At 59.6% G+C, this 13,172-nt stretch carries 16 protein-coding genes; 11 read left to right on the top strand and 5 right to left on the bottom strand.

Features of this window, described 5'->3' with window-relative positions; translation table 11 throughout:
- Positions 1–24 precede the first annotated feature (24 nt).
- Together ACQZ5Y_RS01885 and ACQZ5Y_RS01880 are read left to right on the top strand one after the other, a co-directional pair.
- The gene (locus ACQZ5Y_RS01885) at positions 25–513 is read left to right on the top strand and encodes a DUF1579 domain-containing protein (protein ID WP_113472849.1); all 489 of its coding nucleotides are present in this window, start codon (positions 25–27) and stop codon (positions 511–513) included.
- Positions 514–613: 100 nt separating this feature from the next.
- Entirely contained in the window at positions 614–1,396 is a 783-nt protein-coding gene (locus ACQZ5Y_RS01880) for a VOC family protein (RefSeq protein WP_025592729.1), read from the top strand.
- A 46-nt stretch (positions 1,397–1,442) separates the two neighbouring features.
- Here the strand turns inward: ACQZ5Y_RS01880 and ACQZ5Y_RS01875 are convergent, their stop codons facing one another.
- Positions 1,443–2,339: a LysR family transcriptional regulator gene (locus tag ACQZ5Y_RS01875; RefSeq protein WP_174049249.1), complete on the bottom strand. Its 897-nt coding sequence runs from the start codon at positions 2,337–2,339 to the stop codon at positions 1,443–1,445.
- Positions 2,340–2,461: 122 nt separating this feature from the next.
- Between ACQZ5Y_RS01875 and ACQZ5Y_RS01870 the strand changes: the two genes are divergently transcribed.
- Together ACQZ5Y_RS01870 and ACQZ5Y_RS01865 are read left to right on the top strand one after the other, a co-directional pair.
- Positions 2,462–3,184 (top strand): SDR family oxidoreductase, encoded by a 723-nt coding sequence (locus ACQZ5Y_RS01870; protein ID WP_174049250.1) that lies wholly within the window; start codon positions 2,462–2,464, stop codon positions 3,182–3,184.
- A 14-nt stretch (positions 3,185–3,198) separates the two neighbouring features.
- On the top strand, positions 3,199–3,549 hold the full coding sequence (locus ACQZ5Y_RS01865; protein ID WP_162731169.1) for an Atu4866 domain-containing protein: 351 nt from the start codon (positions 3,199–3,201) through the stop codon (positions 3,547–3,549).
- A gap of 59 nt (positions 3,550–3,608) precedes the next feature.
- On the opposite strand, the gene ACQZ5Y_RS01860 is transcribed toward ACQZ5Y_RS01865, so the two are convergent.
- Positions 3,609–5,171: a helicase HerA-like C-terminal domain-containing protein gene (locus tag ACQZ5Y_RS01860; protein WP_025592733.1), complete on the bottom strand. Its 1,563-nt coding sequence runs from the start codon at positions 5,169–5,171 to the stop codon at positions 3,609–3,611.
- Between the two features lie 311 nt (positions 5,172–5,482).
- Here ACQZ5Y_RS01860 and ACQZ5Y_RS01855 point away from each other — a divergent pair, with 311 nt between their 5' ends.
- A complete protein-coding gene (locus ACQZ5Y_RS01855; protein WP_003511926.1) occupies positions 5,483–5,875 on the top strand; it encodes a hypothetical protein in 393 nt (130 codons plus the stop codon).
- 9 nt (positions 5,876–5,884) lie between these two features.
- Here ACQZ5Y_RS01855 and ACQZ5Y_RS01850 read toward each other — a convergent pair whose 3' ends face one another.
- Positions 5,885–6,316, bottom strand: coding sequence for a winged helix-turn-helix transcriptional regulator (locus ACQZ5Y_RS01850; protein WP_013635666.1), 432 nt, complete (start codon positions 6,314–6,316; stop codon positions 5,885–5,887).
- A 103-nt stretch (positions 6,317–6,419) separates the two neighbouring features.
- Between ACQZ5Y_RS01850 and ACQZ5Y_RS01845 the strand changes: the two genes are divergently transcribed.
- The 3 genes from ACQZ5Y_RS01845 to ACQZ5Y_RS01835 all read left to right on the top strand — a co-directional run bounded on the left by ACQZ5Y_RS01845 (position 6,420) and on the right by ACQZ5Y_RS01835 (position 8,792).
- Complete coding sequence (locus ACQZ5Y_RS01845; RefSeq protein WP_174049251.1) at positions 6,420–7,178, top strand: SDR family oxidoreductase; 759 nt, start codon at positions 6,420–6,422, stop codon at positions 7,176–7,178.
- 70 nt (positions 7,179–7,248) lie between these two features.
- Positions 7,249–8,055: an AraC family transcriptional regulator gene (locus ACQZ5Y_RS01840; RefSeq protein WP_174049252.1), complete on the top strand. Its 807-nt coding sequence runs from the start codon at positions 7,249–7,251 to the stop codon at positions 8,053–8,055.
- A 125-nt stretch (positions 8,056–8,180) separates the two neighbouring features.
- On the top strand, positions 8,181–8,792 hold the full coding sequence (locus ACQZ5Y_RS01835; RefSeq protein ID WP_112289624.1) for a LysE family translocator: 612 nt from the start codon (positions 8,181–8,183) through the stop codon (positions 8,790–8,792).
- Between the two features lie 22 nt (positions 8,793–8,814).
- On the opposite strand, the gene ACQZ5Y_RS01830 is transcribed toward ACQZ5Y_RS01835, so the two are convergent.
- Positions 8,815–9,642, bottom strand: a complete 828-nt coding sequence (locus tag ACQZ5Y_RS01830; RefSeq protein WP_111803556.1) for an aldo/keto reductase — start codon at positions 9,640–9,642, stop codon at positions 8,815–8,817.
- 186 nt (positions 9,643–9,828) lie between these two features.
- Here ACQZ5Y_RS01830 and ACQZ5Y_RS01825 point away from each other — a divergent pair, with 186 nt between their 5' ends.
- Complete coding sequence (locus tag ACQZ5Y_RS01825; protein ID WP_112155235.1) at positions 9,829–10,539, top strand: helix-turn-helix transcriptional regulator; 711 nt, start codon at positions 9,829–9,831, stop codon at positions 10,537–10,539.
- Positions 10,540–10,588: 49 nt separating this feature from the next.
- A complete protein-coding gene (locus ACQZ5Y_RS01820; RefSeq protein ID WP_025592744.1) occupies positions 10,589–10,957 on the top strand; it encodes a VOC family protein in 369 nt (122 codons plus the stop codon).
- Positions 10,958–11,066: 109 nt separating this feature from the next.
- Here ACQZ5Y_RS01820 and tam read toward each other — a convergent pair whose 3' ends face one another.
- Positions 11,067–11,837, bottom strand: a complete 771-nt coding sequence (gene tam / locus ACQZ5Y_RS01815; protein WP_003511945.1) for a trans-aconitate 2-methyltransferase — start codon at positions 11,835–11,837, stop codon at positions 11,067–11,069.
- Between the two features lie 393 nt (positions 11,838–12,230).
- On the opposite strand from tam, the gene ACQZ5Y_RS01810 reads away from it, so the two are divergent.
- Positions 12,231–13,112, top strand: a complete 882-nt coding sequence (locus tag ACQZ5Y_RS01810; protein ID WP_174049253.1) for a branched-chain amino acid aminotransferase — start codon at positions 12,231–12,233, stop codon at positions 13,110–13,112.
- The last annotated feature ends 60 nt before the right edge of the window (positions 13,113–13,172 follow it).

The following is a 13,172-nucleotide window of genomic DNA, read 5'->3' as shown; positions in this document are numbered from 1 at the left end:
TAGGACGAGGAGGAGGAGACGACAATGGAAAATGCCAAGCCGCAGAAGGAACACGCGTTCCTGGGCAGGATCGTCGGCGACTGGTTCATGACCGCCAGTTCCGGACATGAGGGATACGATCCCGATGATCCCGCCCAGCGGTTCACCGAAACCGTCAGCTCCATCGGCGGGCTGTGGATCATCGGGCACGGCACCGGCAAGATGCCTGACGGGACGGAGATGACGGCTGTCATCACCGTGGGTTTCGACCCTGCCAAGGGCCATTTCGTCGGCACCTGGGTGGGGTCGATGATGACCAATCTCTGGGTCTACAAGGGCTGGCTGGAAGACGACGGCAAGACCCTGACACTCGAAGCGGAAGGACCGGCCTTTGACGGTTCCGGCCGCATCGATACCTATCGCGACGTGCTGGTGCTGCACGACGACAATAACCGCAGCTTTTCCGGCAGCGTCCGGCAGCCGGATGGCAGTTTCAAGACCTTCATGACATCGGAGTTCCAGCGCAAGGCGTGACGCCCCGCCGGAATTTGCCCGATCAAGCCGAATAATGCGCCGCCGCGTCCTGCGGCGGCCGATCGCCAGAAAAATGACGCCATAACCCCGGAGAGATTCAATGTCCGATACACACGGAAAATTCATATGGGTTGAACTGATGACGCCTGACATGGAGCAGGGTGCCCGCTTCTATGGTCATGTCGCCGGCTGGCAGACCAAGGATTTCGGTTCGCCGGAAATGCCCTATCTGGTGCTGGAAGCCGATGGCAAAGGCATGGGCGGCATCATGGAACTGACCGAAGAACATAAGGGCCAGGGAATTCCTCCCAACTGGACCGGTTATGTCGGCGTTGACGATGTGGACGCCACGGCAAAACTTTTCGCGGAAAAGGGCGGTTCGGTCAGGCGTCCGCCGCAGGATATCCCGGAGATCGGTCGTTTCGCCGTGGTGGCTGATCCTTCCGGTGCCGTTCTGTGCATCATGACGCCGCTGCCGATGGAAACCGGCGGTTTTCCGCAGGAGACGCAGAACCTGCCGGGGCACGTCGGCTGGTACGAACTTGCCACCAACAATGTCGACGACGCCATAGCCTTTTACGGTGAGGTCTTTGGCTGGACCAAGGACCATGATTTTGACATGGGCGCAGAAATGGGCCCGTATCGCATCTTCGCCCATAACGGCAAGGTCGTCGGCGGCATGATGAAATGCATGGCGGGTGCGCCCACCTGTTATTGGGGTTATTATTTCAACGTCGACGGCATCGATGACGCCATCACCCGGGTCAGCACCGGTGGCGGCAAGGTCGTCAACGGCCCGATGGAGGTTCCCGGCGAGAGCTGGATCGTCAATTGCCAGGACCCGCAGGGCGCATTCTTCTCGCTGCTGTCGCAGAAGAAGTAACCCTTCTGGGCTGACGTAACAATCTGCCGGAGGCTACTCCGGCAGATTAACGGTTTCTCGGTAGCCGAACGTGATCGATAAAGGCGCGGAGCTTCGGCGCAAGATGACGTCGATTCGGATAATAGAGATAAAATCCCGCAAAAGTCGGAGAATGGTCCTCCAGCATGGAAACAAGCTGGCCGCTCTCCAGGTAGGGACGGAAAGTCTCTTCCATGCCAAATGTGATGCCGGCGCCGGCACAGGCCAGCTTTATCATCAACTGCATGTCGTTGGTGGTGAAGTCCGGCTGGACGGCGACCGCGAATTCCCGGCCGTTTTCGGCAAATTCCCACCGATATGGCGCAACGTCCGGACGAGGGCGCCAGCCGATACATCTGTGATGGATCAGTTCGCGCGGCTGCGTCGGTAAGGTGACGCGATCTCGATATTGCGGGGAACAGACAGCGAGCTGCCGCTGCGGCCCGGAAACCGGAACGGCAATCATATCCTGCGCGATCAGCTCCCCCAGACGCACGCCGGCATCGTAGTGTTCGGCGACGATATCGAATTCCTCATCCGTCACGACAATATCGAGTTGCACTTCCGGATGGATTTCAGCAAAGCGCGCCAGCAATGGCCCGGACAAGAAGCGCTCCGCTATCGAGGAAACGGCAAGCCGCAATTGCCCCCGAGGCATTCCACTCAGGGAAGAGGCGGCCTGTGTCGCTTGCATGAGGTTGCCGATGGATGGCGAAACATCGGCGTAAAGCTGTTGCCCCGCTTCCGTCAGGCTGACGCTGCGCGTTGTGCGCTGAACGAGCGCTATCCCCATCGTTTCTTCAAGCCTGCGGATGGTCTGGCTGACGGCTGACCGTGTTACGCCGAGCCTGTCCGCGGTAGCCCGAAAATTGCGTTCCTCGGCAACCATGCAGAAGGTGGAAAGCGCGTTGAGATCAAGATTCATTGGTTAGCAAATCTATCCATGGAGGTTATCATTGAGGTAATTATCACGACAATGGCAAAGCTTTATCTTTCCTGCAACGGCCTCCTCTCGAAAAAGCGGGCCGTAAAGCCAAGGAGAAAGCCATGACATTGAACAAAGTTATTCTCATAACAGGTGCGTCGAGCGGGATAGGTGAGGGTATCGCCAGAGAACTTTCCGCTGCAGGCGCGAAGCTGGTTCTGGGTGCGCGCCGCATGGACCGTTTGCAGGCTTTGGCCGACGAACTGCGCCAAACGGGCGCTGAGGTTGTCGTCCATCCCCTTAATGTCACGGAAAGGCAGAGCGTCGAGGATTTTGCCGAGGCGGGACGCAAGGCGTTCGGACGGATCGACGTTATCGTCAACAATGCCGGCATCATGCCGCTATCGTTGATGTCGTCCCTCAAGGTCGATGAATGGGACCGCATGATCGACGTCAACATCAAGGGCGTGCTTTATGGCGTCGCCGCCGTTCTGCCTGAGATGACCGCGCGTGCTTCCGGCCACATCGTCAACATCGCCTCCATCGGTGCGCTCGCCGTTTCGCCCACGGCTGCGGTCTATTGCGCGACTAAATTTGCGGTGCGGGCGATTTCCGACGGGCTGCGACAGGAAAACCGCGACCTGCGGGTTACCTGCATTCATCCCGGCGTGGTGGAAAGCGAACTTGCCCACACCATCACCGATCCGGCCGCTGCGGAGCTAATGCAGACCTATCGGGCCATCGCCTTGAAACCCGATGCTATCGGCCGCGCAGTCCGCTATGCCATCGAACAACCCGACGACGTGGACGTCAATGAAATCGTCGTCCGACTGACCGCCGCATAGGGAGGATCGGGCCAATGAAGATTGTTTCGACATCGCTTGCCCTTGTACTCGCAACGGCCGCCGCCGATACCGGCCACCATCAGGAGGAGCGTGCCGTGAAAGGGAATATGGACAAGATGGCCCAGACCGAAAGCCACCCCTATATCGGCATGTGGGTCACCGGCGACGGCCATATCCGTCAGGAGCTTTTGCCTGATGGCCGCTACGACGAGGCGCGCGGCCAACGCAAAAGCGCCTATCAGGGGCGATACGAGGTGAGGGGCAACCATATCGACTATTGGGATGATACCGGCTTTACCGCCGATGGCGAGTTCATCGACGATGTGCTCTACCACGGCGGCATGATTTTCTATCGTGAGCCGTGAACCTCACGCTAACAGGAAAAAATCCGCCCGGCTGATCGAGGCCGGGCGGCTTATCTGTTTTAACGCTTCAGGCTTCCCAGTATGCCGCGCACGATGGCGCGGCCCACGGATGTTGCAACCGAGCGGGCGGCACTTTTCATTGCCGCCTCGATCACGGTTTCGCGCTGATAACCGCTCGTCTTGCGGGCGCCGGTGGTGGAGGCCTTTGTGGGTTCCTCGTCGCCGAAACCGGGCAGGCGCCAGCGTCCCGAGGCACTGTCGGACTGGCTGGAGGCATTTTCCTCTTCCGCGCGCTTGGCGGCTTCGGCTTCCGCAGCCTTCTGGGCGCGTGCGTTGAGGATTTCAAAGGCCGATTCCCGGTCCACATCCCTGTCGTATTGACCGGCAAGCGGGCCGGTATCCATCAGCAATTTGCGCTCGGCATCGGTGAGCGGCCCGACGCGGCCCGAGGGCGGCCGCACAAGGGTGCGCTCGACGATGGAGGGCGCGCCCTTGTCATGCAGGGTCGAAATCAGAGCCTCGCCCGTACCGAGCGTGGTGATGATGTCGGCTGTGTTGAAGGCGGGGTTCTGGCGGAACGTATCGGCTGCGGTGCGCACAGCCTTCTGCTCGCGCGGCGTATAGGCGCGAAGCGCATGCTGCACGCGGTTGCCCAGCTGGGCAAGAACGGTTTCCGGCACGTCCAGCGGGTTCTGCGTCACGAAGTAGACGCCCACACCCTTGGAGCGGATAAGCCGCACCACCTGCTCCACGCGCTCGACGAGCACCCTTGGCGCGTCGTTAAACAGCAGATGCGCCTCATCGAAAAAGAACACCAGACGCGGCTTTTCCGGGTCGCCCACTTCCGGCAGTTCCTCGAAGAGCTCGGAGAGCATCCACAACAGGAAGGTGGCGTAAAGGCGCGGGTTCATCATCAGCTTGTCGGCGGCGAGAACCGAAACCGTGCCACGCCCGTCCGTGCCGACGCGCATGATGTCGGCAATATTCAGCGCCGGCTCGCCGAAGAAGTTTGCGGCACCCTGCTGTTCGAGAACCAGCAGCCCGCGTTGCAGCGAACCGACAGAGGTCTTGGAAATCAGGCCGAACTGGCTGGACAGCGCACTAGCATTCTCGCCCATGTAGTTCAGCAGCGATTGCAGGTCTTTGAGATCGAGCAGCGGCAACCCGCCCTGATCGGCGATCTTGAAGGCGATGTTGAGCACGCCTTCCTGGGCTTCCGAAGCATCCATCAGCCGCGCCAGCAGCAGCGGGCCCATTTCGGCAATGGTGGCGCGCACGCGATGGCCTTTTTCACCGTAGAGATCCCAGAAGATCACCGGCGATTTGCCATAGGAAAAATCCGTGAAACCGATCTGTTCGGCACGTTTCTGCACCCAGTCCTTGGCTTCGCCCTGCGCGGCGATGCCGGAAAGGTCGCCCTTGATATCGGCGCAGAAAACGGGAACGCCGGCTTGCGAGAAACCTTCGGCAAGAACCTGCAGAGTCACGGTCTTGCCCGTGCCCGTTGCGCCGGTGATCAGGCCGTGGCGGTTGCCGAATTTCAGCTCCAGATATTCACCCTTGTTCAGGCTGTCGTCCGGATTGCGGCTGGTCCCGATATAGATCTGTCCGTCCTGCAACATCGACCATTTTCTCCTGCGACTGATGCATGCCCCTTAAATCGCGATCGATTTGAAGATGGTCATGTCCGAATTGAACTTTTACGGCACCCTCTGGCCGCTACTGCCAAAGCGGCCTTTTCATAGTATGGTTGTGATGATCTTATAAGGACAGTTTCAAGGCGCAACAACTGCTTGATGGCGATGAAGAAAAACCGCTTCATGAAAGTTGCCGCACCCGCCTGCCGCCCGCTTGAATGCGGCATGAGATTGTTTTACGTTGACGTTAACGTCAGTTATTCGGTGTTGGCGTCGTTTTTCAACAGGAGGCAAGAATGAACGAAGTCGTTGACCAGATCGCCGCAAAGGCGGGCATAGACCCTGCGCTGGCCGAAAAGGCTGTTGGCATGATTCTGGGTTTTCTCCAGCGCGAGGCGGCAGATGGTCCGATCGCCCGCATGATCGAAGCCATTCCGGGTGCCAGCGATCTCGTGGCACAGTATAATGGCGAGGGCGCTGGTGGCGGCGGTCTGCTGGGCGGATTGATGAGCGCGATCGGCGGCGGCGGCATCATGGGTCTCGGCCAGCAACTGATGAGCCAGGGCATTGGCATGAGCGAAATCACCACGCTCGCCAAGGAAACCATCGCCGTTGCTCGCCAGCACGCGGGCGATGAGACTGTCGATCAGGTGATCGCTTCGGTTCCGGGCCTCAGCCAGTTCGCGTAAGGCGACATTTTATTCGATAGCGGGGCGCGGCGGCTGTTCATTGAACCTGCGCCGCGCCTCTTCTATTTCCGCATGGTGGGTTTCCGCCCATATCCACACGCCGCAAAAGGCGCTGCCAAGGGTCTCTCCAAGAGACGTGAGGCCATAATCCACATGCGGTGGAATGACGGGGTGCACGGTGCGGCGCACCAGTCCGTCGCTTTCCATCTGCCTCAGCGTTTTCGTCAGCATCTTCTGGCTGATGGTGCCGACCAGCCTGCCGATCTGGGTAAAGCGAAGCGTGCCATGCTCTTCCAGCACCTCAAGGATCAGCATCGTCCATTTGTCCGCCACTTTCGCGATGATATCCTCAACCAGCGCCTCGATGACCGGATCGGTTTCCGTGGGCGGCGGAGACTTGCGCCTGTTCTCGATCATGGGATCGGCGGCATACCGTTTCATCTTACGCTCTCCTTTGGGTAAGTATAATTCTTTTGGGTGCCTACTTACGAATGGAGAGTATAGCCGCTAATTTCCCGTCATCCAACAGGCAAAGGATTTTTCGATGAAAACGACAGGCAACACCATTCTCATCACCGGTGGCGGCTCCGGCATCGGCCGGGCGCTGGCGGAAGCGTTTCACCGGCTGGGCAACAAGGTCGTCATTTCCGGCCGCCGCCAGAATGTGCTGGATGAGGTAACGGCCGCCAATCCCGGCATGGCCGCGATGGTCATGGACGCGACCGACGCCGAAGGCATCCGCTCTTTCGCCGACAATCTCATCAAGACACATCCGACGCTCAACGCCGTCATCAACAATGCCGGCATCATGCGGCCGGAGGACATCGCCTCGGCCCCGGACTATCTGGACACGGCGGAGGAAACCATCGCCACCAACCTTCTGGCGCCCATTCGCCTGACGGCGGCGCTGCTGCCGCATTTCGTCAAGCAGCCTGAAGCGACAGTGCTGACGGTATCCTCCGGCTTGGCCTTCGTGCCCATGGTGGTCACCCCAACCTACAGCGCCACCAAATCGGCCATCCATGCCTACTCGGTCGCACTTCGCGAACAACTGAAAGAAACCTCGGTTGAGGTTATCGAAATCGTGCCGCCCTATGTGCAGACGACGCTGATGGGGGAAGGCCAGGCAAGCGACGAAAGAGCCATGCCGCTCGAGGCCTTCATTTCGGAAGTGATGGACATTCTCGGCGGTCGCCCGGATGAGAAAGAAGTGGTTGTGGAACGCTGCAAGCCGCTGCGTTTCGCCGCGCAGAACGGCAATTTCGATCAGGTGTTTTCGATGGTCAACGGCATGCATCCGTAAAGGCCCGACCCTGTCTCGCACGCATCGCCTGTGATAGCGTGGCGCTCTTTAAAGGGAGCGCCAGCTTTTCATGGGCAGCCGTCAATTCCTCATGCCGAAAACCGCCATGCCCGGTATTGCTGCCGTGGTTGCGGATAGCGACCGCTCTTTTCCACGTCACATGCACGACCAGTTCGGCATCGGCCTTGTGGAGCGCGGCGCGCAGAAATCGCTGAGCGGGCGCGGCATGGTGGAGGCTGAAGCCGGCCATGTCATCACCGTCAATCCGGGTGAGGTTCATGACGGCATTCCACTGGGAGAGGGCGGGCGCGCCTGGCGGATGATCTATCTCGACATCGATATCGTGCAGGCCGCCATTGCCGATATCATCGAAAAGGATCACGGCTTTTTCGAATTCGCCTATCCGGTCGACACCAGGCCTCTGGCGGACCGGTTCCGCGCCCTTTTTTCAGCCGTGACGGCAACTGATCGCCCGGGTGACACCCTTCGCTGCGACGAGACCCTCCTTATGCTGCTCGTGGGTGCAATGGAAACGGTGGCAACACCACGCGAGACGGCAGCGCCCGATAGCATAAGACGCGCGAAAAGCAGGATCGATGATGATCCCGCCCGGCCGTTCCGTCTTGCCGATCTGGCCCAGCAGGCCGGCATGAGCCAGTTCCGCTTCCTGCGATCCTTCAGCAAGACCACGGGGCTGACGCCGCACAGCTACCTTTTGCAGCGACGCCTGCATCTGGCACGGGGTGCACTGGCCAAAGGCGCACCGCCCGCCGAGGTGGCGTTTTTCGCCGGTTTCTCCGACCAGAGCCATTTGAACAGGTTTTTCGTGCGACAGTTCGGAGTGACGCCTGCGGCGTATAGGGCGGCGGTTTCGTAGCGCAGGTTGGGGTAATAAGGCTACAGACGCGAGCCTCCAAGCCTCAACGCTGCAATTTCATCCAAGACCCCCGCGCCGGACACAGTCATGCTCCTGTCCTCCGTTCAACAGGACTTGCAGAATCCATGACGCCCGAATTCCTCATCACATCCCTGATCATCGCCGCTTCTCCCGGAACAGGCGTGGTTTACACGCTGGCCGCCGGCCTGTCCCAAGGGTCGAAGGCGAGCGTCGTCGCGGCTTTCGGCTGCACGCTCGGCATCGTGCCGCATCTGCTGGCCGCCATCACCGGACTTGCCGCCATTCTGCACGCGAGCGCCCTTGCCTTCGGCGTGATCAAATATCTGGGTGTCGCCTACCTGCTCTACATGGCGTGGAACACGCTTCGGGAAGATGGGGCGCTGAAGATCGACGACAAGCAGGAGCACCGCAAGGCGGGGCTGGTCATCGGTGAGGCTGTCCTCATCAATCTCCTGAACCCGAAACTGTCGATCTTCTTTTTTGCTTTCCTGCCGCAATTCATCGCGCCGGAGGAGGTTTCTCCGACGTGGCGCATGGTCGATCTCGGGCTGATCTTCATGGCCATGACGTTTCTGGTCTTTGCGCTTTACGGCTGTTTTGCCGCCTCGGTCAGGCGGCAGGTTGTGGCGCGCCCGGCCGTGCTCACCTGGCTGAGACGCAGTTTCGCCGCCGCGTTTGTGGCGCTCGGGGCGAAACTGGCGTTGACGCAGCGGTGAGACCGGACCGGGCTCAACGCAGTCAATCGTCCCAGTCGGGCGCGAGGTGACCGGGGTTGACGATGCGGCCATCGGGTTTGGCAAGCGCGTGGATCGCCTGCATTTCCTCTTCCGAGAGCGCAAAATCGAAAATGTCGAAATTCTCCTTGAGGCGGCCTTCGGTTGCGGTCTTGGAAAGCGCCACGACATCCGGCTGCTGCACCGCCCAGCGCAGCGCCACCTGTGCGGCCGTCTTGCCGTGCCTTGCACCAATATCCTTCAGAACCGAATCATCGGGCACCTTACCATCCGCCATCAGATAATAGGCAGTGACCGAAAGCCCGTGTTTGCGCGCGGCCGCAATCACCTTCGTCTGGTCCAGATAGGGATGGTATTCGATCTGGTTGGTGGCAAGCGGCGTGTCGGAGAGTTTGACCGCCTCTTCCGTCAGCGCCACGTTGAAGTTGGAAATGCCGATATTGCGCACCTTTCCGGCCTTGCGCACGTCGTTCAGCGCGCCGATCCTTTCCGCCAGCGGCACATCGCTTTTCGGCCAGTGCAGCAGCAGGAGATCGACATAATCCGTCTTCAGCTTTTGCAGGCTTTCATCGACGGAGGCGAGAAAATCAGCGTGGCGGTAGCGGTCCACCCAGACCTTGGTGGTCAGGAAAATATCGTGCCGGGAAATGCCGGACTTTGCGATCACTTCGCCAACCGCACCTTCATTCTTGTAGATCTGCGCCGTATCGACATGGCGGAAACCAAGTTTCAGCGCCTCCGGCAAAATGCGCCTGATATCCTCTTCCGGAATGCGGAAGGTGCCGAAACCGAGGGCGGGAATGTTCGCGCCATTCGCGTTGACGTCATACATGCATGTCTCTCCTGTTTATTGCAAACATGGCCGGCAAGGACTGCCGGATGGGGAAGCGGTCTTTTATTAACTGGTGTCAGCGCCATTGGTTTCAAGCGTCTCGCCATTGCGAGGCGCTGTGCGCGAGGCTACCAGTCGATGGCGAAACGTCGTAGATGGCATGATCGGAATGTGGAGGAACCACGCGTGTCGCGCTCACAACGGCTTCTTGATCTGTTGCAGATCCTGCGCGCCCACCGCATGCCGGTCAGCGGTATGGCGCTGGCCGCGCAAACCGGCGTCAGCCTGCGCACGCTTTACCGCGATATAGCAACGCTTCAGGCGCAGGGTGCTGACATCGAGGGCGAGGCGGGTGTGGGTTATGTGCTGCGTCCCGGTTTTTTGCTGCCGCCGCTGATGTTTTCGCAGCAGGAGATCGAGGCGCTTGTGCTCGGGTCGCGATGGGTCGCGGGCCGTGCCGATGAGGGGTTGGCGCAGGCCGCCCGCGCCGCACTCGTCAAGATCGCCGCCGTTTTGCCCGATGCCCTGCGTGAGGAGCTAGATAATTCCACCCTGCTTGTCGGACCCGGGCAGGCCATGGCCACCATCCACGTCGATCTCGCCGCCATTCGCGATATTATTCGCAAGGAGAGCAAGGTCGTGATGACCTATCGCGACGAGAAGGGAGAATTGACGGAGCGGGTGATCTGGCCCTTCGCGCTCGCTTTTTTCGATCTGGTGCGGGTGGTGCTGGCATGGTGCGAGACGCGGCAGGATTTCCGCAGTTTCCGGGCCGACCGCATCGAGAGCTTCAATCCTCTGGACAAGCGTTATCCCCGCCGCCGCCATTCCCTGCTGAAGGACTGGCGCGAGCGGGAAAAAAAGCGACGGCAACAAAATCATGCTGACAAAAACTGACAGCACGGGGGTCTAGAACCTGTTCATCCGCAACTCAAGGAGAACAGCCATGACCCACCCCGATTTCACCATTCTCTACGTCGACAACCCGCCGGCCAGCACGGAATTTTATAAAGCCCTGCTTCACGCAGAGCCGGTCGAAGCCTCTCCGACATTCTCCCTTTTCGTGCTTCAAAACGGCATGAAGCTCGGCCTCTGGTCAAGGCATACGGTGGAGCCGAAGGCATCGGTCGGGGGCGGTGGCGGCGAGCTTGCCTTTCGCGTCGAAAGTGATGCGCAGGTGGATGAAGCCTTCGCCGACTGGAAGACAAAGGGCATCGCCATTTTGCAGCAGCCCGGCACGATGGACTTCGGCTACACATTCACTGCGGCCGACCCCGACGGCCATCGTCTGAGGGTCTACGCCTTCGCGGGTTAGAGATAATGCGTTGAGGCCGATTGGCTAAATAGTGTCGTAGCCATGTCGTACTCTAAGCTCCCCTCATCCCTGTGACAGGCACAGGAAATGAGGGGAGGCGAAAACTACGCTACTTCTTCACCGCCACCACGAACAGGCGCGGAAAACGCAACAGCAGCCGGCCGTCTGCCATGGGCGGATAGGCGGCGGCGATGCGCCTAGTATAGTCGTTGAGGAAAGCCTCGCGGTGTTCCTCGCCGGCGGCGGCAAGATAGGGGCGCAGACCCGTGCCCTTCACCCATTCCACAATGCTTTCCGCATCCTTCATGGGGTGGTTGTAGATGGTGTGCCACACATCCACCCGCGCGGATTTCGGTGTCAGCGCATCGAAATAGGCTGATGGCGCGGGCAGGGGTTTGCGGCGTAATCTGCCATCCGCAAACTTGTCCTTCCAGGGGCCGTCTGCTCCCGTTTCCTCCATGGCGCGATGTGTCGGCTCCTGCAGATTGTCAGGCATCTGCACGGCAAGAACGCCGCCGCTTTCCAGCTGATCCATCAGCTGCGAAAGAACGGCAAGATGATCCGGCACCCATTGGAACACCGCATTAGCATAAAGCAGGTCCGCCTTCTGGCTGGGCCGCCAGTTGCCGAGATCGGCCTTGCCGAAACGGGTGTTGGGCAGTCGGTCCGCCGCCTTTTCCAGCATGTCGTCGTCGCTGTCGATGCCGGTGATGACGTTGACGCCGTAACGATCGGTCAAAAGCTCGGTGGAATTGCCCGGGCCGCAGCCCAGATCGTAACCGTTCAGCACGCGCTCCAGCGGCACCTGCGCCAGAAGATCCCTTGCCGGGCGTGTCCGCTCGTCTTCAAATTTCAGATATTGCTGGGCGGACCATGCCATGATTTTCTCCTGCTGACGTGTTGCATTCGGATCGGCGAACAAGAATGGTAAGGGGCGTTGCAAGCGCCGTCAGACTGCCAGCATCGCATGGGCGAAATCCCCCCGCCATCATCCAACGCATGAATTATTGTGATGGATCTATTCATCAACCTTTTGTTTCGCCTCACAAAACGTCTTTGTCAGGGCATGCATTTGTTATTTTCCGTCAAAATAAGACATGGTGGCAATTAAAACTTGACCTCACCCGGTCAGAGGCATTCACTCCCGCCGATTTCAGAGCATTGCCACCGAAAATGCGAAGCGGTTTTGCGTGCGGCAATGTGGCAGGACGAAAAAGATGGAGCTCTTTCGCTTTTTGCAGAAAGGCGGAGATGCTCAAGACAGGAGACAGTCATGACCGTCGATACCGCACCCCGATCAACCACCTGGACCTATGTTGATGGTCAATGGCTGCCCGGCAATCCGCCGCTCATCGGCCCGACCTCGCATGCCATGTGGCTGGCCTCCACGGTGTTTGACGGCGCGCGCTGGTTCGATGGCGTGGCTCCCGATCTCGATCTGCATTGCCAGCGCGTCAACCGCTCGGCCATCAACATGGGCATGAAGCCGACCATGACGGCGGAAGAGATCGAGGCATTGGCGCTGGAAGGCGTCAATAGATTCGACGGCAAGACTGAAATCTACATCAAGCCGATGTATTGGGCAGAACACGGTTCGCCGGGCAGCGTCGTCGCGCCCGATGCCAATTCCACCCGTTTTGCGCTGTGCCTTTTCGAAGCGCCGATGAATGCCGGCGCATCGCTGACACTCACCGTCTCGCCGCTGCGCCGTCCTTCACCGGAAACCGCGATGACGGATGCCAAGGCCGGTAGCCTTTACCCCAATAGCGGCCGCGCCATTCTGGAAGCCCGTGCACGCGGTTTCGACAACGCCCTGATGTGCGACATGAACGGCAATGTCGCTGAATCGGCATCGTCCAACGTCTTCATGGTCAAGGACGGCGTCGTCTTCACCCCGGTTCCGAACCGCACCTTCCTTGCCGGCATCACCCGTTCGCGGGTGATGGGCCTTCTGCGCCAGGCCGGTTTCGAAGTGCGCGAAGCGACCCTGTCGGTCGAGGATTTCCGCGGGGCCGATGAAATCTTCTGCTCGGGCAATTATTCCAAGGTTTCCCCTGTTGTGAAACTGGATGACCGCGCATTGCAGGCAGGTCCGGTTGCCCGCAAGGCGCTCGATCTTTACATGGATTGGGCACGTCTCGGCGCAGACGTCTAGAGCGCTGTGCGTCCTGCCGGACGCTCTGAGTCTCTTTAATCTGCGCATCGTTACGGACGA

The organism is Agrobacterium sp. A3-95, from assembly GCF_053521785.1.
This window is presented reverse-complemented; position numbering and strand designations above follow the sequence as displayed.